Origin of the sequence: Gordonia sp. PvP123 (assembly GCF_040547295.1) — a bacterium.
In the GTDB taxonomy this organism is placed as follows: domain Bacteria; phylum Actinomycetota; class Actinomycetes; order Mycobacteriales; family Mycobacteriaceae; genus Gordonia; species Gordonia terrae.
Genome location: NZ_JBEPPN010000004.1, coordinates 346227 through 363461, shown reverse-complemented (window position 1 = coordinate 363461; position 17235 = coordinate 346227). Strand labels below are relative to the sequence as shown.

At 66.1% G+C, this 17235-nt stretch carries 18 protein-coding genes and 1 pseudogene; 2 read left to right on the top strand and 17 right to left on the bottom strand.

Translation table 11 applies throughout. The features are described from left to right. Positions 1 to 30: 30 nt before the first annotated feature. Together ABIC25_RS09505 and ABIC25_RS09500 are read right to left on the bottom strand one after the other, a co-directional pair. Positions 31 to 462: a Fur family transcriptional regulator gene (locus tag ABIC25_RS09505; RefSeq protein ID WP_174316841.1), complete on the bottom strand. Its 432-nt coding sequence runs from the start codon at positions 460 to 462 to the stop codon at positions 31 to 33. A 130-nt stretch (positions 463 to 592) separates the two neighbouring features. Then, positions 593 to 1609 carry a hypothetical protein gene (locus tag ABIC25_RS09500; protein ID WP_004019143.1) on the bottom strand — a complete coding sequence of 339 codons (1017 nt, stop codon included), beginning with the start codon at positions 1607 to 1609 and terminating at the stop codon, positions 593 to 595. 281 nt (positions 1610 to 1890) lie between these two features. On the opposite strand from ABIC25_RS09500, the pseudogene ABIC25_RS09495 reads away from it, so the two are divergent. Beyond that, positions 1891 to 2798 (top strand): annotated as a pseudogene (locus tag ABIC25_RS09495) (Mur ligase family protein); the annotation flags it as partial. After that, positions 2796 to 3476 (top strand): glutamate ligase domain-containing protein, encoded by a 681-nt coding sequence (locus ABIC25_RS09490; protein ID WP_354561295.1) that lies wholly within the window; start codon positions 2796 to 2798, stop codon positions 3474 to 3476. The pseudogene ABIC25_RS09495 and the gene ABIC25_RS09490, both read left to right, overlap by 3 nt. Here the strand turns inward: ABIC25_RS09490 and ABIC25_RS09485 are convergent. From ABIC25_RS09485 to ABIC25_RS09415, 15 genes are all read right to left on the bottom strand, one after another. Continuing rightward, a complete protein-coding gene (locus ABIC25_RS09485; protein WP_354561142.1) occupies positions 3416 to 4852 on the bottom strand; it encodes a CYTH and CHAD domain-containing protein in 1437 nt (478 codons plus the stop codon). The genes ABIC25_RS09490 and ABIC25_RS09485 overlap by 61 nt on opposite strands. A gap of 85 nt (positions 4853 to 4937) precedes the next feature. Further along, positions 4938 to 5834: an MBL fold metallo-hydrolase gene (locus tag ABIC25_RS09480; protein ID WP_239401610.1), complete on the bottom strand. Its 897-nt coding sequence runs from the start codon at positions 5832 to 5834 to the stop codon at positions 4938 to 4940. A gap of 32 nt (positions 5835 to 5866) precedes the next feature. Beyond that, a complete protein-coding gene (locus tag ABIC25_RS09475; RefSeq protein ID WP_354561140.1) occupies positions 5867 to 6421 on the bottom strand; it encodes a DUF6328 family protein in 555 nt (184 codons plus the stop codon). Between the two features lie 80 nt (positions 6422 to 6501). Further along, on the bottom strand, positions 6502 to 7929 hold the full coding sequence (locus tag ABIC25_RS09470; protein ID WP_354561138.1) for an FAD-dependent oxidoreductase: 1428 nt from the start codon (positions 7927 to 7929) through the stop codon (positions 6502 to 6504). Positions 7930 to 8010: 81 nt separating this feature from the next. After that, on the bottom strand, positions 8011 to 8721 hold the full coding sequence (locus tag ABIC25_RS09465; RefSeq protein ID WP_354561136.1) for a GntR family transcriptional regulator: 711 nt from the start codon (positions 8719 to 8721) through the stop codon (positions 8011 to 8013). Positions 8722 to 8742: 21 nt separating this feature from the next. Then, positions 8743 to 9816, bottom strand: a complete 1074-nt coding sequence (locus tag ABIC25_RS09460; protein ID WP_354561135.1) for an amidohydrolase family protein — start codon at positions 9814 to 9816, stop codon at positions 8743 to 8745. Further along, the gene (locus tag ABIC25_RS09455) at positions 9813 to 10907 is read right to left on the bottom strand and encodes an ABC transporter substrate-binding protein (protein WP_004019134.1); all 1095 of its coding nucleotides are present in this window, start codon (positions 10905 to 10907) and stop codon (positions 9813 to 9815) included. Before ABIC25_RS09455 ends, ABIC25_RS09460 begins: the two co-directional genes overlap by 4 nt. Before the next feature lie 80 nt (positions 10908 to 10987). Further along, positions 10988 to 11809, bottom strand: a complete 822-nt coding sequence (locus ABIC25_RS09450; RefSeq protein ID WP_354561133.1) for an ABC transporter permease — start codon at positions 11807 to 11809, stop codon at positions 10988 to 10990. After that, positions 11806 to 12612: an ABC transporter ATP-binding protein gene (locus ABIC25_RS09445; protein ID WP_004019132.1), complete on the bottom strand. Its 807-nt coding sequence runs from the start codon at positions 12610 to 12612 to the stop codon at positions 11806 to 11808. Before ABIC25_RS09445 ends, ABIC25_RS09450 begins: the two co-directional genes overlap by 4 nt. Next, positions 12609 to 13517 carry an ABC transporter permease gene (locus ABIC25_RS09440; protein WP_354561131.1) on the bottom strand — a complete coding sequence of 303 codons (909 nt, stop codon included), beginning with the start codon at positions 13515 to 13517 and terminating at the stop codon, positions 12609 to 12611. Before ABIC25_RS09440 ends, ABIC25_RS09445 begins: the two co-directional genes overlap by 4 nt. Before the next feature lie 31 nt (positions 13518 to 13548). Further along, the gene (locus tag ABIC25_RS09435) at positions 13549 to 14745 is read right to left on the bottom strand and encodes an aromatic ring-hydroxylating oxygenase subunit alpha (RefSeq protein ID WP_354561130.1); all 1197 of its coding nucleotides are present in this window, start codon (positions 14743 to 14745) and stop codon (positions 13549 to 13551) included. Between the two features lie 45 nt (positions 14746 to 14790). Beyond that, complete coding sequence (locus ABIC25_RS09430; RefSeq protein ID WP_004019129.1) at positions 14791 to 15216, bottom strand: cupin domain-containing protein; 426 nt, start codon at positions 15214 to 15216, stop codon at positions 14791 to 14793. Continuing rightward, positions 15206 to 15640, bottom strand: coding sequence for a RidA family protein (locus tag ABIC25_RS09425; protein ID WP_004019128.1), 435 nt, complete (start codon positions 15638 to 15640; stop codon positions 15206 to 15208). The genes ABIC25_RS09430 and ABIC25_RS09425 overlap by 11 nt, the downstream gene beginning before the upstream one ends. Next, on the bottom strand, positions 15637 to 16521 hold the full coding sequence (locus ABIC25_RS09420; RefSeq protein ID WP_004019127.1) for a fumarylacetoacetate hydrolase family protein: 885 nt from the start codon (positions 16519 to 16521) through the stop codon (positions 15637 to 15639). Before ABIC25_RS09420 ends, ABIC25_RS09425 begins: the two co-directional genes overlap by 4 nt. Beyond that, entirely contained in the window at positions 16518 to 17030 is a 513-nt protein-coding gene (locus tag ABIC25_RS09415; protein ID WP_354561128.1) for a nuclear transport factor 2 family protein, read from the bottom strand. The genes ABIC25_RS09420 and ABIC25_RS09415 overlap by 4 nt, the downstream gene beginning before the upstream one ends. Positions 17031 to 17235 lie beyond the last annotated feature (205 nt).

Sequence of the window (17235 nt, the reverse complement as noted above, 5' to 3'; positions counted from 1 at the left end):
GCTGATGGGCTGAATGATCACAGGGTGCGATCAGGTCGGGGCCGTGCTGACGCACTCGGGGCAGAGTCCCCAGAAGATGACCTCGGCCTCGTCGAGCGCGAAACCGTGGTCCTCGGATGGGGTCAGGCATGGGGCTTCCCCGACTGCGCAATCCACGTCGGCGATCGCGCCACAGGCGCGGCAGACGACGTGATGGTGATTGTCTCCGGTACGAAACTCGTAGCGCGACACCGAACCCGACGGTTGGATTCGGCGGATGAGACCGCGCTCGGTCAGGGCGTGCAGCACATCGTAGACGGCCTGACGTGAGACCTTGGGGAGGGTTTCGCGCACCGCGTGGTAGATCGTGTCCGTGTCGGCGTGTGGGTGATCGTCGACGGCGTGCATCACCGTCACCCGCGGCTGGGTGACACGAAGATCTGCGGCCCGGAGTTGCTGGGCATAGTCCGATGTCGATGCCACGTGACCCACCATAGGGGCGTCGTCGCGACCGCGCACGGTTTTTCTGGATCTGATCCAAATTCCTTTCCGGTCCGCACACGACGACGGCCGCCATCAGATGGATGGCGGCCGTCGGGTCGGTGCGGAGCGATCAGCTGTCGATGCCGACCAGGTCCTTCGCGAGTTCGGCGAATCGGATCTCGATCGCCGAGACCACGCGTTGGCGGTTCTTGTGTGCTTCCTCGTAGGCGAGGGTGACCCGCAGGTCGGCCGGCTTGGTCAGTTCTTTGACCGCGGCGACCGCGTCGGTGACATTGAGGTCGACGTATCCCTCGATCGGGAGGTCCTCGGCCTCAACGGTTCCGGTGATCTCGCGCAGTTGGTGGAGCGCGTCGGCGGCACCGTCGGCGCCATTGTCGCGGGCGCTGTCCTCGACGGCTTCGAGGGCCGCGTCGCGTCCCGCCGCGACCGTCTTGGAGACGGCTGCGCCGGCGTTGCTCACGGCGTCGGTCGCCCGCGCCGCGGTCTCCGATGCGTCGTCGACGGCGCGCCCGAATCGGCTGCGGATCGAGTCCACCGGGTCGGGCAGCTGGCGGGCGAATTCGGCGGTCCGGTCGATCGCCCACGATGCGCCGAGTGCGGGAGCGGTGAGAGCGCGCGCGGCGAGGCCGCTGGCCCACTGCGAGGGCCCGCGACGCAGGGCAGCCGGGCCACCCAGCGCCTCCTCGGCGAGCACGGTGGTGAGCCAGTGGACAGTGGCGGTGTGCGCGTCGATGAGCTGATCGGCCAGCGCGACGAGTGCCTGGTCCTCCTGGCCGGTGGCCAATGCCTTCAGGTAGGTGGCGCGTGCGACGAGTCGTTGTTCGAGCGCGAGGTCGTCGAGCAGGGCCTCGTCCAGCGGTTGGGCCTGCTCGGCCAGGGTCTTGGCGACGGCTCCGAAGCGGCCGAGGACCGGTCGGACCACATCGACGAGGCCGCCGCGGTCGCGCAGCGCGTTCTCGATGGTCAGGGCACGCTCGCGTGCGTTCTCGGCATTCTGTGCGAGTTCCTTGCGGATGGCGTCGGTGCGTGCCTGGGCCTGCCGGGTCTCGGCGATCTGGATCTCGGTGTGGGTCAGCGCGAGGATCGCGCGAAGTTGCTGGTGAACGGTGGTGGTGGAAACGGTCATCGGTTCTTGCTCCCCTCTGGTGCGGGTCGGGATGGGCTACAACCCGAGTGTTGCCACGACGAGGGCAGATGTAACACCTCGGCGGGAATCGGCCCTGGTCGAGTCGGCAAAGAGCAAGTGTCACAACGTTTCCGAACGTATGTGAAGCGTGTCACAGTTGCGCCCGACCGGGCGGTCCATGTCCGATTGCCGAGCTTTGCTCGGTACCGGGGCGGATACCGACCGAACGGCACCCCGACGTCGAGGTTTGGGCTCGCCCGCGGCCCGGGTACCTCGGCGCGATGAACCCGGAGCGGAGTCGCAGGATGGACCCCCATCCGGGTGCGCAGGTCACCGTTGCGCAGATCGCCGATCATCTCCGAACGCCGATCGTCGGCGGACCCGACGTCGGTTCGATCGTCGTCCGCGACATCGACGACGATTCCCGGACGATCCGTCCCGGGGACGCCTACCTGGCGATACCCGGCAGCCGCTGGCACGGACTCGACTTCGAGCGAGAGGTGGCCGCCGCCGGTGCCGTGCTGGTGATCAGCGACCGGCCGGCGTTTCGGCTGCCCTCACTTCTCGTCGATGAACCGCGTCGCGTGATGGGGCCGCTGAGCTCCTGGTTCCACGGCGAGCCGTCGCGAGACCTGCGGGTCTTCGGTGTCACGGGAACGAACGGGAAGACCAGCACCACTCACTTCGTCGACGCCGCGCTGGCTGCGGGGGGTGAGGCCGCCGGACTCATCTCCGGCGCGCGCATCCGAGGACCCGGATGCGACGTCGTCCCGCTGCGTACGACGCCGGAGGCGCCGATGCTGCAACGGACACTGGCGATGTTCCGGCGCCACGGCGTCACCTGCTGCGCCATGGAGGTCTCGTCTCACGCATCGACCAGGGGCGGGTCGACGGCACGGTGTTCCGGGTGATGGCGTTCACCAATCTGTCCGATGATCACCTGGATTATCACGACTCGATGGAGAACTATTTCGCGACCAAGGCCGCGATGTTCACCGCCGAACGGACGCAGATCGCCGTGATCGACATCGACGACGCCTGGGGCGCGCGACTGGCCACGGGCACCACGACGGAGACCTGGACGTGCTCGACCTCCCGCCCGGATGCCGATGTCGTCGCCACCGAGATCCGGACCGGCCGGCTCGGGACCGAGTTCACCGTCCACACGCCGCACGGGCGGGCCCGGATGGGCCTGCAGGTGCTGGGTCCGCACCAGGTCGGCAACGCCCTGCTCGCGCTCACCGCCGCGGTGGCCGACGGCGTCGACCTCGCTGCCGCGGCCGAGGGGATCTCGGCGGTGACCGGCATCTCGGGCCGCTGCGAACCCGTGCACGCGGGGCAGCCCTACCGGGCGATCGTGGACTACATGCACAACACCGCTGGTCAGCATGCGCTGTTCCCGTATCTGCGGTCGCTGACCGAGGGCGGGCGACTGATCGTGGTCGTCGGCGCGACCGGCGGGCGTGACCCGGGCAAGCGAGAACCCCTGGGCGAGGTCGCGGCACAGTACGCCGACGTGGTGATCGTGACCGATGAGAGCCCGGAAGACGAGGACCCGAATGCCATTCGGGCCCGGGTGCTCCGGGTGCACGCCGCGCGGCGTCGGCGCTCGTCATCGAGGAACCCGACCGGCAGGCCGCCTTCGCGATCGCCACGACCATGGCCGGTGACGACGATGTCGTCGTGGTCACCGGCCGGGGTAGTGACACCTTCCGGCGGTACGGACCGGCGACGACGTTCTTCGACGATCACACCGAGCTGCGGCGCGCGATCCTCGAGACGTCGTAGCGGGCGACGCGGCCGACGTCAGTTCTTCCCGGACAGCACGGCTTCGCGCGCCGCGGCAGCGGCGGCGAGTTCACGTTGATACAGGATCCCGTAGGTGAAGCCGTTCTCTCCCTTGCGGACTCCGGCGCCCGCGCCGAGTTCACGGAGCGCGCGGGCGGCCACCGCGGAATCCTGGTGTTCGCCCAGGACGGTCTGAATCCTCTTGTATCGCTTGGCCTGCGACCGACCCATCGACTTGTCGACGACCGGCGCGGCCAGCTCACCCGCGTACCGAGCCCGTTTCGCCGCCTTACGCGCCCGGTGGAGGTCCTCCTCGTTCCCGGTCTCCAGCGCGTGCGCAAGACGCTTGTCCGCCTTGCGCGCCGCGCGAGTGGCGATCTGACGTACCTGCTTCGTCGAGATCTGGTCGTCGGCGAGCGGGACCGACTCGTTCCAGGTCCCGAGGGTCGACAACAGTCCGCGGTACCGGTCCGACCGCATCTCGTCGGTGACGGTCTGCCGGTGATGGTGCTGCTGCGCGGAGAGCTCCTCCTCGATCCGTGCCGCGACCGGCCCGAGCACCAACTCGTCAGGGAGATCGGCGACCGCCGAGGCGAATCGCGCGCGCAAGACCTCACGGTCGCGCACCTCGCCGAGCACACCCGCGAACCACTGGAGTTCGGTGTCGAGGTCCGACAGACCGTCCGGCACGAAGAGGGGAGCGGCAGTCCGCAGCGTGCTGCGCAGCCGCCGGATGGCCACACGGACGCCGTGCACCGGGTTCGCGCCGCGTCGGAGGGCGACGTCACCGGCGAAGATCGTCGCGATCTGTTCCCGGACGTAGTCGAGAACCGCGCCCGCCGCGGGCGACGCAGGGGCAGCGGGGCGCGGGACCTCGTGGCCGATCGCGCGCTCGAAGGTCGACGATGCCGACGCGGGTCGCGCGCCGGCCCCGGCCATCCGCTTGCGCACACTCTTCGGGATCGCGTTCGACTCCGCTTGCACCCCGACCTCGCGCCACGACGTGGCGGTGGCCACCGGGCCGGTGACCGTGGCCGAGACGGTGTCGTCGACGACGTCGTAGGCGTGTTCCCCCGTCGCGTCGAGATGCCGGTGGCGGGTCCGGTGCGTGTGCACGATCGCCGCCACGCGTAACGGTTTGCCGCCGCTCAGACCCCACAGGGCATCGGCGATCGCCGACGGCACGGCTGTGGAGGGCGCGTCCACCCGCTCCGTGATGATCTCGCCGGGGGACGGTGTCGTGACCCGCCACCCTGGTTCCCGGCCTTCCTCGTCCCCGCCGTCGAGGAAGACGACGGTCGTACCGTGCGCGAGTAGGTCCCGGTCCTCGGTGTCGTAGTAGGTGTCGCTGAAATCGGTCGACGAGACCTCGACGTCGCCGGAGCTGCCGAGGTCGGGGATCGCGCTGTCCAGGCCGAAGTCCCAGCTGTTCGGGCGCGTGGTGTCGGTGGGCACTTGTAGCTCCTCACTCTCGCTCGTGTCGTCGACACAGGGTGACCGAACCGGACATTCGGTAAACGTGCGGAGAGCAGGCGATCGTCTATGTGCGGTGGTAGACACCTTCCGGGGAGCGCATGACCTGCCCGTGGCGCATCAGCCGTTCGAGATGGAGTTCGGCGGTTCGCTTCTCCACCGCGTCGACGAAGGGCAGCCGGACATGCGGCCGGTAGACGAGTCGCTCCACGATGATCTCGTCGACGGTGCGCGGGTGGCGCAGCAACTCCAGCAGCCGGTCCTCGCGTCGACGGATGACGCCCTCATAGTCCGCGAGCCGCGCGCGGAAGTCGTCGGCGCCGGTGACGACACCCTTCTGATGGAAGGTCCCATACCAGCGGGCGTCGATGTCCCGGACCCGCGCGATCGACGCCAGGTAGTCGTCGACGCTGCTCCCCAGGTCGCCGTACATCGGGCCGAACGAGGTGAGGTCGATGTCGGCGAGATAGAGGAAGCCGGTGGGCTCGACGAGTACGCCGGAATGTCCCGCGGTGTGGCCGGGCAGGTGTACGACCGTTGCCGTGACGCCGCCCAGGTCGAAGACGTGCCCATCGTCGACTCCGGCGGCGTCGGGAAAGCCGGGCGTCAGGTCGAAGGTGTCACCGATCTGGGCGTCGACACCTGCTCGCTGCTCGTCGGTCAGACCGTAGTTGTCGAGGAGGACCTGGAGGGAGCGAACGCCGTCGACGTCGGCGTGATGGGCGAAGATGTCCGCGGCGAAGTGCCGGAGACCGGCGATGTGGTCCTCGTGCGCATGGCTGATCATCACCGCGTCGGGTTGCACGGGGTCGTGGTCGACCTCGAGCGAGGGATCGATCACGAGAGTGCCGGCGGAGCCGCGGACGACGACGGAGTTGCCGTATGGAAACGCACCGCCATGCGACGACGCGAGCACGGTCACCTCGTCATAGCGGTTCTCGATGAAACTCGGTGCGAGGGTCACGTCGTCTGCGTACCCCGGGCAGGTGAACGCTGTCAACGCCGCGGGTCGTCGGCGGAACCCGCCGGCGAGTCGGTCATCGCGCGCAGCCACAGTGGGACTATCAGCCATGAAAGTGAGAACACGACAAGCGTGACGACCCCGGCGATCGCCGACGGGACCGGGCCGGCGGTCGCACCGAAGACGACCGTGACCGCGCCGGACAGCGCCAGTCCCAACAGGGTGAGTCCGGCGAACGAGAGATAGTGCGCGTAGGTGACGATCAGCGCGAGCTGATGCTGCCGGAACAGCGCGCGGTGCAGGGCCACCGGTGCGGCGAGCAGGATGGCCGCACCGACCGCGCACGACACGGTGATCAGGTAGATCACGCGGAGTGTGCCGCCGAGTTCCTCGAACCCGTCGTGGAACGGCAGGGTGAGCAGGAACCCGGTCAGGATCTGCACTCCCGTCTGCACGACGCGGAGCTCCTGGAGGAGCGAATTCCAGTTGCGGTCCAGCCGTTGTGTTTCGGTCTCGTCGCGTTGGGCGCGATTCCACTCGGCGTCGCCTGCGCCGGAGCGGGTGCGGTCGGTGTCCGACGGGCTGGTCACCTGCTGATCGTCGCACCGTCGGGTCTCGTCGAGCCGTGCCGTGGGGTCTCGAAGCGGTCACCACTCGGGGTCGGGGAGCGTCAGCCCCGGCTGGCGGCGAGCATGTCCTCGCGTTCGACGACTTTGACGCGTTCGCGGCCTTCGGCGGCGCCGAGTGCGCGTTCGTGTTCGTCGAGTCGGTACCAGCCGTCCCAGGTGGTGAACGGGATGCTCTTGGACTCGAGGAGTTCGATGATGGCGTCCTCGGCGGGTTTGCCGGGTTGGTTGAGGGCCCCGGCTTCCATGTCTTTGAGGATGCAGTCGACGGTCTCGTTGGCGTCGCCCTTGGTGTGGCCGATGAGGCCGACGGGGCCGCGTTTGACCCAGCCGGTGGTGTAGATGCCGGTGAGCTGGTGGCCTTCGTCGAAGACGCGTCCGGCTTCGTTGGGGATGACGCCGGCTTGGGAGTCGAATGGGATCTCGGGCAGGTTGTCGGAGAGGTAGCCGACCGCACGGTAGACCGCGCCGACTTCCCAGTCGGTGGTCTTGCCGGTGGGTTTGACGTTGCCGGTGCCGTCGAGCTGGGTGCGTTCGGTGCGCAGACCGACGACTTTGCCGTCTTCGCCGAGGATTTCGGTGGGGCTTTCGAAGAAGTGCAGGAACAGCTTGTGGATCGCGCCCTGTTTGGGTTCGCGGATCGCGTAGTTCTCGATGATCGTGGCGACCTGGTCGGTGATCTTCGATCCGCGGCGCGCGACGGCCGAGCCCTCGTCGTAGTCGATGTCTTCGGGGTTGACGATGACTTCGATGTTGGGGGAGTGGTCGAGTTCTTTGAGTTCGAGGGGGGTGAACTTGGCCTGGGCGGGGCCGCGGCGGCCGAAGACGTGGACCTCGATGGCCTTGTTGGCTTTGAGGCCTTCGTAGACGTTGGCGGGGATCTCGGTGGGCAGCAGTTCGTCGCCGGTCTTGGCGAGTACGCGTGCGACGTCGAGGGCGACGTTGCCGACGCCGATGACTGCGACCTTCTCGGCCTCGAGGGGCCAGGTGCGGGGGAAGTCGGGGTGGCCGTCGTACCAGGCGACGAACTGGGCGGCGCCGTAGCTGCCGTCGAGGTCGATGCCGGGGATGTCGAGGACGCGGTCGTCGGTGGCGCCGGTGGAGAAGATGACGGCGTCGTAGTGGGCGCGTAGTTCGTCGATGGTGATGTCGGTGCCGTAGTCGACGTTGCCGAGCAGGCGTACCTGTGGTTTGTCGAGGACCTTGTGCAGGGCGGTGATGATGCCCTTGATGCGCGGGTGGTCGGGTGCGACGCCGTAGCGGATCAGACCGAACGGAGCGGGCATCCGCTCATACAGATCGATGCTGACGCCGGACAGCGGTTGGCCCGCTCGCGTTGCTCCCGGCGCCAGGTCCTTGGCGGTGTCGGACTTCACGATATCGGACTTCATCAGGGCGTCGGCGGCGTAGATCCCGGCGGGACCGGCACCGACGATCGCAACCCGCAGCGGGCGGCTGTCAGTCGTGGGCATGGGAGGGTATGACCTTTCGATGAAGGAGGAGTTGCCACCGGCGCCGACAGCGGTGATGTGGTCGGGGGTGACGCGGAAGTGTTACTCCGGCATGGCTTTCAGTGCGGAACGCAGTGTGTCGTCGAGGTGATCGACGGCCAGTGCGACAGCGGCTTCAACATCCCGGCGCCGAGTGATGCGCACCATCTCCAGGTGATCCACCTGTGCTCGACTCCGGCGGGCGTGCTCCGACACGATCGCCATCCCGACGTACAGGGTCGACAGGTCGGTGAGATTGCCGAGGATCACGCGGGTCCGGGGTTGGCTGTCGCAGGTGTCCATCAGCCAATGGAACCGACGGTTCGCCTCGACCCAATCGCTCGCCGGCATGTCCATGGTCATCGAGGTCGCCAGCATCTCGGCCTCGTCGAGTTGCTCCTCGGTGACTTCGAGCACCGCGGCGGTCACGCTCGACGGAATCAATGTCTTGCGGAGTTGGTAGACCTCGACGAGTTCTTCTCGCGATATCTGATGGATCGTTGCCCCCCGAAACGCATCGAAGTCGACCAGTCCTTCTGCTTCGAGCTGCCGGAGAGCCTCACGGACCGGCGTGACACTGACCCCCAGCCGTGACGCGATATCCGACTGCACGATTCGGGAACCGGCGGGCAGGTTGCCGCTCACGATCGCCCGACGAAGACGTTCGGCCACATCGAGATTGGCGGTGCTTGTCGCACGAGTCGGAGCGGGCTTGGCAATCCGCGGCGGCAGGGCCGTCATCCTGGCCGCCGCGCCGTGGACTGATGTGTACATGTCATCTCGATCCCCCGATCGTCACAGCACCACTCCCTGCCCGCCGGTGGCCATGGCCACAACCGCGCCGGACAATACCAGTCCGACGTAGGGGTTTCGAGGGCCCTCGCCGGTTTCGAGACCGACCGGGGTCCTTCGCTTCGGGTCGACGACGATGACGGACTCGTCGATCATATGCGCTGTTCCGAAGATCGCCGCCGGCTTGGTGGTCACCTTTTCCCACAGCGCCGCCAGTGGGATTCCCTCGATCTTGGCGACGGTGAGCAGAGTGGACAACAGATACCGCTGACTGGAGAGGCCCGGCCCGGTGTTTCCGTATACGGGCGCGTTGTCGTCGGTCGCGATCATGTCGATGTCGGACACGAGCATGTCGAGCAGCGAGGTGCGGTCGCCTCCACCGGGTACCGGCGGCAGAACGTGGAGGTCCCGAGCGTGCTCGTCGACCAGTTCGAGAAGGTAGTGCGGGGAGGTCTGCAGCGTGGCGCCCGGGGTCGACTGCATGACCTGCGCTGAGGTCTTCGACCGTGCATGTCGGTGATGGAGTGGCCCGCCACGCAGTGCCGCAACCCGATCCAGATCGTCGTCGTCCCAGGAGTAGACGACTGCCGTGAGTCCCGCTCGCCACACTGCTTCGATGTTCGCCTCGAAATTGGGGTCGGGCGAGTACAACTTGCAGACTTTGGCCCAGTGCTGTTGCAACGTTTGCGCATTGGCATCGAGCCAGTCGGCGAATCCGTCGGTGTCCTCGGGCTCCACCGAGAGGGTCGGGATGTACCGGGGGAGCACGGTCTCGGCGCAGTAGTCACCGATGGCGGCCACGTCGAACCCGCGAAGCTGTTGCCACTGAAGGGCGGTGTTGACGTGGGTGATCCCGCCCATCCGCGGACTGTGCATCTCTTGGTGGCGGAGCCCGAGGCTGAGTAGCGGGATGTGCGCGTCGGCGTCGTAGATGCCGGGCAGGGCCCAGAGTTCGGAACCGTCGACGGTCGTGGGTTCAGGCGCAGGCGGCGATGGTACTGCGATGGGGATGTCGGAGTGCTCGCCGGTGAGTGGATGGTAGACGTTGGTGAAGATGATGTCGCGCATGGTGGTCACGGGACGAGGTTCTCCTTGGGGGCGAAGCCCGTGTTGGTGAGGTCGATGTCGGTCAATTTCGCGACCGCCGCGTCGTAGATCTCGGTACCCATCACAGCGTCGAGGTCCGGCTGGTTCTCGATGACCCCGGTACCCGTGAGGACGTCGGCGGTCTGCTGGTACGAGTTGCGGTCAAGCGTCCCGATCGGAACCTCGGTGGACCACACCGACCTGTTGACCTCGTTCATCTGCCACAGCATGAAGTCCCGGTCGATCGATGCGCCTGCGTCACTGACGAAGTCGACGCATTCCTCCGGATTGTCGCGGCAATAGACCTGGCCGCGGATGGTCGCGGCGGTGAAGTCGGCGGCCTTCTCGGGCTCGGCTTCCACGAATTCGCCGTTGCCGAACAGTTGTAGTCCAAGGGTGGCAGTGCTGTCGTCCGCATAGTCGTAGATCGTCAGATCAGACATCGGAACGCCGGCCTGGAGGATCTGGCCGACCTCGTTGTACCCGTAGGCCGATGCCATGTCGATCTCACCGTTCAGGAACTGCGACATGTCGAAGCCCTGCTCGACGAGGGTGACGTCGGTGTCCTTGTCGATGTCGTGCTTGGCGAGCGAGGCATAGAGCGAGTTCGCCGACGACCAGACGCCGATGCGCTTCCCTGCCCACGTCTCGGGACCCTGGAGGCCATCCGCGGCCCGTGACACGAGACGGAGGGAGGTCTCCTGCTCGAGTTGGGCAAGGGTGACAAGGCCGGTTCCGACGTCGTTGGACAAGAAAACGTTCGAGCCGTTGTCGACCCCGAACTGGGCGCTCCCGGCGCCGACCAGCTGCTCGGCGTTGACCTCGGGACCCCCTGGCTTGATCGTGACGTCGAGACCGGCCTCGTCGTAGTAACCGAGTGCTTCGGCGGCGTAGACGGAGGCGAACTCGGGTTGGATCACCCACCCCAGTACGACGTCGACCTTGCCGTCGCTTCCTGCGGAATCGCCACTGCCGCAGGCGGTCAGGGAGATGGCTGCAGCGGTGGCGACTGCTGCGCCGGCGAGCCGCAGGGCTCGGGATCGGGGCCCAGCAGAGTGAGGCCGGGCTCGGAGAATCGACATGATGGTTTCCTTTACTGGCGGTTAACGCCGTGTGGCTGTGGTGGAGCTGGGGTTGCTGGACTGGTCGGTAAGGGTGTGGGTCAATCGGTTCGGGACGGGTGCCATCGCAGGATTCGGCGCTCGATGATCGCGAGAGCGAGGTAGAGCACCACTGCGAAAACGAATGCGACGAATGCGGCACCCCAGGTGTCGGCAACTCGCGACTGCACTGCGGAGGACTTGATGAACGTCCCGAGAGTGTTCAGCTCACCACCGAAGAATTCGGCAACGATCGCGATCGAGAATGCGGTCGGTAACGCAACTCGGAGCGCGCTCATACAGGCGGGAAGCATCGACGGGAGGTAGAGGTCGCGGACAGTGCGCGCCGGTGAGATCGACATCGACCGGAAGACCTCGACGAGCCCGGGATCGGTGTCGCGGAGGCCGCGGCGCAGAAACGAGAGCACGATCGGGAACACCGCCACCGACACCACGAAGATCCGGGACGACGGCGTCAGCCCGAAGAAGACATTCGAGATGGGGACGAGGGCCACCAACGGGAGCGCGAGCATCGCCGCGCAAGCCACCTCCGCGGTCTGGTCCAGGGCTCGGATCCGGAACGCCACGAGAGCGCTGATCGCCCCCGTGACCGAACCGATCACCAACCCCGCCAACGCTTCCTGGAGGGTGTGCAGTCCGAGGTCGAGAAAGAACACGGGACGCTCGGCGAATGCCTCCCAGATTCCGGTGGGTGTCGGCAGGATGAACGGTTTGATGCCGGCCGCCTCGACCCATAGCTCCCACCCGAGCAGTGCGACGACGACGACGCCCATCGGGCCGGCGACAGCGAGTATCCGCTGGCCGAACCCGGCACGGTCGGCCGCCGGAAACGACTGTCGAACAGCGGATCTGGTCGTGGTCATGAGGCACTCGCCAGCAGTCGACGAACCTCGCTGGTCATCTCGAAAAACTGAGTCGTCTGGGCCAGTTCGGGGGTGCGTTCGCGAGGAAGATCGACCGGGAGACGGGCATGGATTCGTCCGGGGTTACGGCCCATCACGACGACATCGGTCGACAACGCGACCGCTTCGGCGATGCTGTGGGTGACGAACACGATCGTCTTGCCGGTACTTGCCCACAACGCGTGTAACTCGTAGTTCAGGCGCTCCCTCAGAATCTCGTCCAGCGCGCCGAACGGCTCGTCCATCAACACGATTCGCGGATCGCTGACGAGAGCGCGTGCGATCGCGGCACGCTGGGCCATCCCGCCCGACAACGTGCGGGGATGGGCATCGAGGTACTGACCGAGGCCGACCCGCTCGAGTTCTGCGGTAGCCAGTAGCCGACGCTGTGCCCTGTCCATGGCCATCGCCTCGAGCGGCAGCTCGACGTTGCGCCGAACCGACCGCCACGGGATCAGATTGGGGCTCTGGAAGACCATCGACATGGTCTGGTCCCGTCGTGCCTCGGCAGGCGTACGGGAGCCGATACGCACTTCCCCGAAACTCACCGGCTCCAGATCGGCGATCATCCTGAGCAGGGTGGATTTGCCGCACCCCGACGGTCCGATCAACGAAACGAACGATCCGGGCTCGAAGACATGGTCGACGGCGTCGAGGATCAGCTTGTCGCCGTAGTACTTGGTGACCGCGTCGAGCACGATCCCGTCAGGGCGAGGTGGCTGGTCGACCGACAGGTCGTCGATCCGGCTGGCGGAGGTTGTCATTGTCCGGTCTTTCCGTCGGCGGGCATGCGAAGCATGGTGCGGGTGGTGTACGACGCGATGGCGGAGAGCGCGAATACCAGGGCGACGCCACCGGCCATGGCCACCAGGGCCGAGCACCAGAGCGCTTCGGGGTCGGTGAGGTAGTACGAGGCGGCGGTCAGCATGGTTGCGGCGATTCCTCGGTCGCTGCCACTGGGAAGCTCCGCCACGATGGATCCGGTCACCGCCAGCGCGGTTGCCGTCCGGACCGTGGACGTGACAGCGAGCGTGAGAACCGGTAGGTCGAGACTGAGAAGTGTTCTGCTCCGCGAGAAGCCGGCGGCTGCGAAGAGTTGCCGCCGGTCGGCCCCGATGTCGCCGAGCGCTCTCGCCACCGCGACATAGACGGGGAAGAACGCGAGCAGCGACGCGATGACCGCGCGCGAGAACCATCCGTCGCCGAGGAGGATGATCAAGGCCGGAACGATCGCGACGAGTGGCAGGGTTTGCGTGGCGACGAGAACCGGGGTCAGCGTTCGGGAGATGAACTCGGATCTGGCGGTGACCAAACCGAGTACGGCACCCACCGAGATGCCCAGCGCCACGCCGACAATCGACTGCTGCAGGGTCACCGCGATGTTCTCGGCCAATGCCGCCGCGCGGATCTGTCCGCTCGGAGTGGTGTCGGCGAACGCGGACACGATCGACCAGCTGTGCGGCATCGTGACGTCGGACACCCCGAACAGAGCCTTGGCCGCCTCGAACACGGACACCATCACGAGGACGGCTGCCGCCCCCCACATGCCGACGCCGAGCAGTGACCGGGCCTGGCGGTATGTCACCGACCGTTCGGCCCCGGCGCGAGGCCGAGCCGGGGCGACGAGCGTGCCCACGGTCGCCGGCGAGCTGATCTCTCCGAGAGTCATGGCGATGCAACCTTTCCGATCGGTCGGCGGCTCAGTCGACTTCGCTGAGGGACTTGGCATGTGCCTGGTACCGCAGAGCCAGCCAGCGATTGACCTGGGGGAGGGTGGTTTCCTGCCACGAGTAGCGTCCGCGCTTGGCATATCGCGACCGCTGCCCGTCCTGCATGCGCTTGTTGGTGACCATGTCCTGGTCGTTGATCACCTGGTTCACCGCATTCTGCATCTCGAAGGCCCAGTCGAACCCGGCCGCCTTCTTCGTCTCGGCCGGGAACAGCCACGCGACCCGCAAGGTCATCTTGTTGGCTCCTTCCGGCGTGATGAGGAAGTAGAAGACCTGTTCGGGACTGAGCGCGAAGAACACCGTCGGCAGAATCGAGGCGAACATGATCCGGCTGCGATGCAACTCGTCGAGACCGGGCAGGATCGGCAGGATCGCCTTGCCGGTCGGATTGAATCCGGCATCCATGTAGCGGTAGTTGGTCGGGTGCATGATGACGTTGTCGGAATCCTCGAACTCGACGAACTCGGCCATCGAAGCCGGCGCGATGTCGTGGTAGCCCATGTGCACGAACGACGTGTGGTACGGCTCGAGGGCGTTCTCGTGCATGCCCTTCCAGTTCCACTCCAATCCGGGGAACTCCTGCGGTGAGGTGATCTCCAGATTCGCCACGTCGTACATCTCCATCTCACCCGCGAGTTTGGTCAGCTGCGGCGCCAGTGGTTCGGCTTCGAGATCCATGTTCGCGAAGATCATTCCGTACCAGATCTCCACCTTCAGGTTCGGTAGACGTGTCTCCGAGCGTAGCTGCGAGATCGGGCACGTTTGCTTCATCTCGGGGGCCGCCTTCAGTCGACCGTCGAGATCGTAGGCCCAGTAGTGGTAGGGGCACCGGAACTGCTTGGTATTGCCCTGCTCGTTCGCATCGACCACCGGATAGGCACGGTGCTGGCAGATGGCCGACATCACCCGGACGTTCTCGTCGTTGTCACGGGTGACGATCAGTGGTTCGTCACCCACCGTGATCGAGTAGAAGTCACCGACATTCGGGACCTGGCTGACATGGCCGAGGCACAGCCACTCCTTCGCGAAGATGGCTTCTTTCTCGAACTCGAAGAACTCTTCGGAGGTGTACACCTCGGTGGGCATGGTGCGGGTCGTCGCGAAGTCGGCATCGGGGACGCCCAAACGGTCGAGGACGTCCTGGACGAGCTGGTGGATGGTGTTCATGGGTGCTCCTGGATGTGGGCTGTGAGCGGGACGGACGGCTCGTGATCAGACGTTCCGTACCACTGGGTTCTCGTTGTTGCGGGTGACGACGCATACGCACTCGATGTCGAGGTCGTTGAACTCCTCGTGAACCAATCCTCCTGGGATGACCGCGATCTGACCGGCCGAGGCAGTGAACTCCTCGGCGCCGTCAGGGCCATGCACGCGGAACCGCATGGCACCGTCGACGATGCAGACGATCGAGGTCTGGTCCTGGTGATGATGTGGAACCGACTGGTGTCCGGGCGGAAGTTTGCTCACACCCATCCACATGCCACCGGCCGACGCCGCCGAACCGCGAGCGAGCGAGCCGGATCCGCCGCCGGCGGACTCCGAGTTGTCGGCGACCAGACCGGAGTCGACGAGGCGGCTTCCGCTGGGGTAGGTGGCGGTGTCACCGGAAACCTCTGGGGAGATGGGACTATCCGACATGGGGGAAGCCTTCCGAGAGCGGGGTGTGTGTGGTGGCGATGGCCTCGATCTCGACGAGGAACTCGGGACGGACGAGGCGTGCGACGACCAAGAGTGTGTTGCCGGGCGGGCGCCGGTTCGGATAAAGGTCGGCGAAGATCAGTTCGCGTACGCGGTAGAACTCGGCGATGTGGTCGGGGTCCACGAGATACGTCGTGAACTTCACGACGTCGACGAGGGAGGAGTTCGCGGCCTCGAGAGTCGTGGCCATGTTGGTGAACACGGTTCGCAGCTGCTTCTCGAAATCGCCGGTGCCGACCGAGTTCCCGGCCGCATCCGTGCTCAGCACGCCGGCAATCGCGACGAGCTGCGCGCCGACCGGGGCGACCACCGCGGGACTGTAGAACCCGACCGTCTCGGCTTCGGTGAAGACGGCGCTGTTCATCGGACTCCTTCGATACTTGTGAGGTCGGCGGGGGTTTCGGTGAGTGATGCGATGTCGATCTCCCGGCGAACCGGGTTGACGATGCTGCCGATTTCGGAGATGGACGCCGTGACCACGGATCCCGGCGCGAGGAATTCGGCCGGAGTGCGGGTGAAGCCGACCCCGGCAGGGGTGCCGGTGGCGATCAGGTCGCCGGGAAGCAATTCGATGTAGCGACTCAGGGCGCAGATCTGCTCGGTGATGGAGAAGATCATGTCGGAGGTGACGGCTCGCTGCTTGACCACCCCGTCGACCTGTAGCGCGATCTCGAGACGAGGGGGGAAGGCGATCTCGTCGGCGGTGACGATCCACGGTCCGACCGGTGTCGTCGCATCCAGGTTCTTCCCGATGTGCCACTGCGAGAACCGCTTCTGGAGGTCGCGTGCGGTGACGTCGTTGACCACGGTGTAGCCGAAGATGTGGTCGGCCACGGCATCGGGCGCGATGTTCCGTCCGGCTCTACCGATGAGCACTCCCAGTTCGACCTCCCAGTCCAGCTGGGCAGAAACCGCGTCGTCGGTGACGATGTCGGCGAAGGGTCCTGTCAGGGCCGACGGAGTCTTGAAGAACACGATCGGGTCAGACGGAACCGTCGCGGCGAAGTGCTCGGCCGACTCTCGCTGATGGGCGACATAGTTGATGCCGAAGCAGTAGACGCCGCGGCTGGACTCGGGAACCGGTGCCAACAGCCCGACATCATCGAGCGGCACCGGAGTACCGATAGGTGTGGGTTGGGCGCCGCGGATGATGTCGTCCAGGGTTTCACCGATCGGTTGGACGACGTCTGCGGTGACGACGCCGACACCGACAACGCCGCCCTGGGCGAAGCGTGCATATTTCATGAGGCCGGGGCCGTCGAGTCGGAGAGGTGGCGGCGTCGCAGCCAGCCCTCGTCGTAGGGAGTCTGGAAATCCAAGGTCAGGCGAAGGTGTGAGATCTTCCAGATCCCGTCCCGCCGGGTGAATTCGTCCACGTAGTGGCCTCCTTGCCATACGGCTGTTTCGTCGCGGATAGTGCAGGGCTCCAACAATTTCCATCGGCCGACCGCCCGATCGCCAGACACCTGGATCGTCTCGTTGGTCAGATAGTGGACGGTGAACCACAGCCGGTCGGGGCTCAGGTTGAACATCTCGGCGATTGCGTCGCGCCCCTCCCATCGGGCATCGGCGATCGTCTCTCCTGTGGCGTCGACCTCTTCCCAGATCGCGTCGTCCCAGAACAATCCGCCCATGCCGAGGCGTCGTTTGTCGTCGGCCCACTGCATGTAGTTCGCCTTGACGGTGCGGATGGCGTCTTGGGACTCGAGGCGATCCAGGCGTGCGAGGACGTCGTCGAACAAGGGGTCGGTCATCGAAAGGATGCTCCTCGAATGCAGGCCGCTTCGTATGTCCAAGGAAGCGGAAAGGAAAGCCGGCTGATTTCGCGACGACCTTGTCGCGAGGGCTGTGGCCGAGCCAGTTCTAATATTATTTGATCTGGAGTCGGTCGGAATACCGCAAAGTAAACGGTTCGTAAATCACTCGGCTGTGCTGTCTATGCTGTTGCGGCGACGCGAA

Bases quoted from the DNA above. Each gene is read 5' to 3' on its own strand.
- ABIC25_RS09500 (WP_004019143.1), bottom strand. From the start codon at position 1,609: ATGACCGTTTCCACCACCACCGTTCACCAGCAACTTCGCGCGATCCTC.
- ABIC25_RS09490 (WP_354561295.1), top strand. From the start codon at position 2,796: ATGGGCCTGCAGGTGCTGGGTCCGCACCAGGTCGGCAACGCCCTGCTC.
- ABIC25_RS09470 (WP_354561138.1), bottom strand. From the start codon at position 7,929: ATGCCCACGACTGACAGCCGCCCGCTGCGGGTTGCGATCGTCGGTGCC.
- ABIC25_RS09465 (WP_354561136.1), bottom strand. From the start codon at position 8,721: ATGTACACATCAGTCCACGGCGCGGCGGCCAGGATGACGGCCCTGCCG.
- ABIC25_RS09455 (WP_004019134.1), bottom strand. From the start codon at position 10,907: ATGTCGATTCTCCGAGCCCGGCCTCACTCTGCTGGGCCCCGATCCCGA.
- ABIC25_RS09450 (WP_354561133.1), bottom strand. From the start codon at position 11,809: ATGACCACGACCAGATCCGCTGTTCGACAGTCGTTTCCGGCGGCCGAC.
- ABIC25_RS09445 (WP_004019132.1), bottom strand. From the start codon at position 12,612: ATGACAACCTCCGCCAGCCGGATCGACGACCTGTCGGTCGACCAGCCA.
- ABIC25_RS09440 (WP_354561131.1), bottom strand. From the start codon at position 13,517: ATGACTCTCGGAGAGATCAGCTCGCCGGCGACCGTGGGCACGCTCGTC.
- ABIC25_RS09435 (WP_354561130.1), bottom strand. From the start codon at position 14,745: ATGAACACCATCCACCAGCTCGTCCAGGACGTCCTCGACCGTTTGGGC.
- ABIC25_RS09430 (WP_004019129.1), bottom strand. From the start codon at position 15,216: ATGTCGGATAGTCCCATCTCCCCAGAGGTTTCCGGTGACACCGCCACC.
- ABIC25_RS09425 (WP_004019128.1), bottom strand. From the start codon at position 15,640: ATGAACAGCGCCGTCTTCACCGAAGCCGAGACGGTCGGGTTCTACAGT.
- ABIC25_RS09420 (WP_004019127.1), bottom strand. From the start codon at position 16,521: ATGAAATATGCACGCTTCGCCCAGGGCGGCGTTGTCGGTGTCGGCGTC.
- ABIC25_RS09415 (WP_354561128.1), bottom strand. From the start codon at position 17,030: ATGACCGACCCCTTGTTCGACGACGTCCTCGCACGCCTGGATCGCCTC.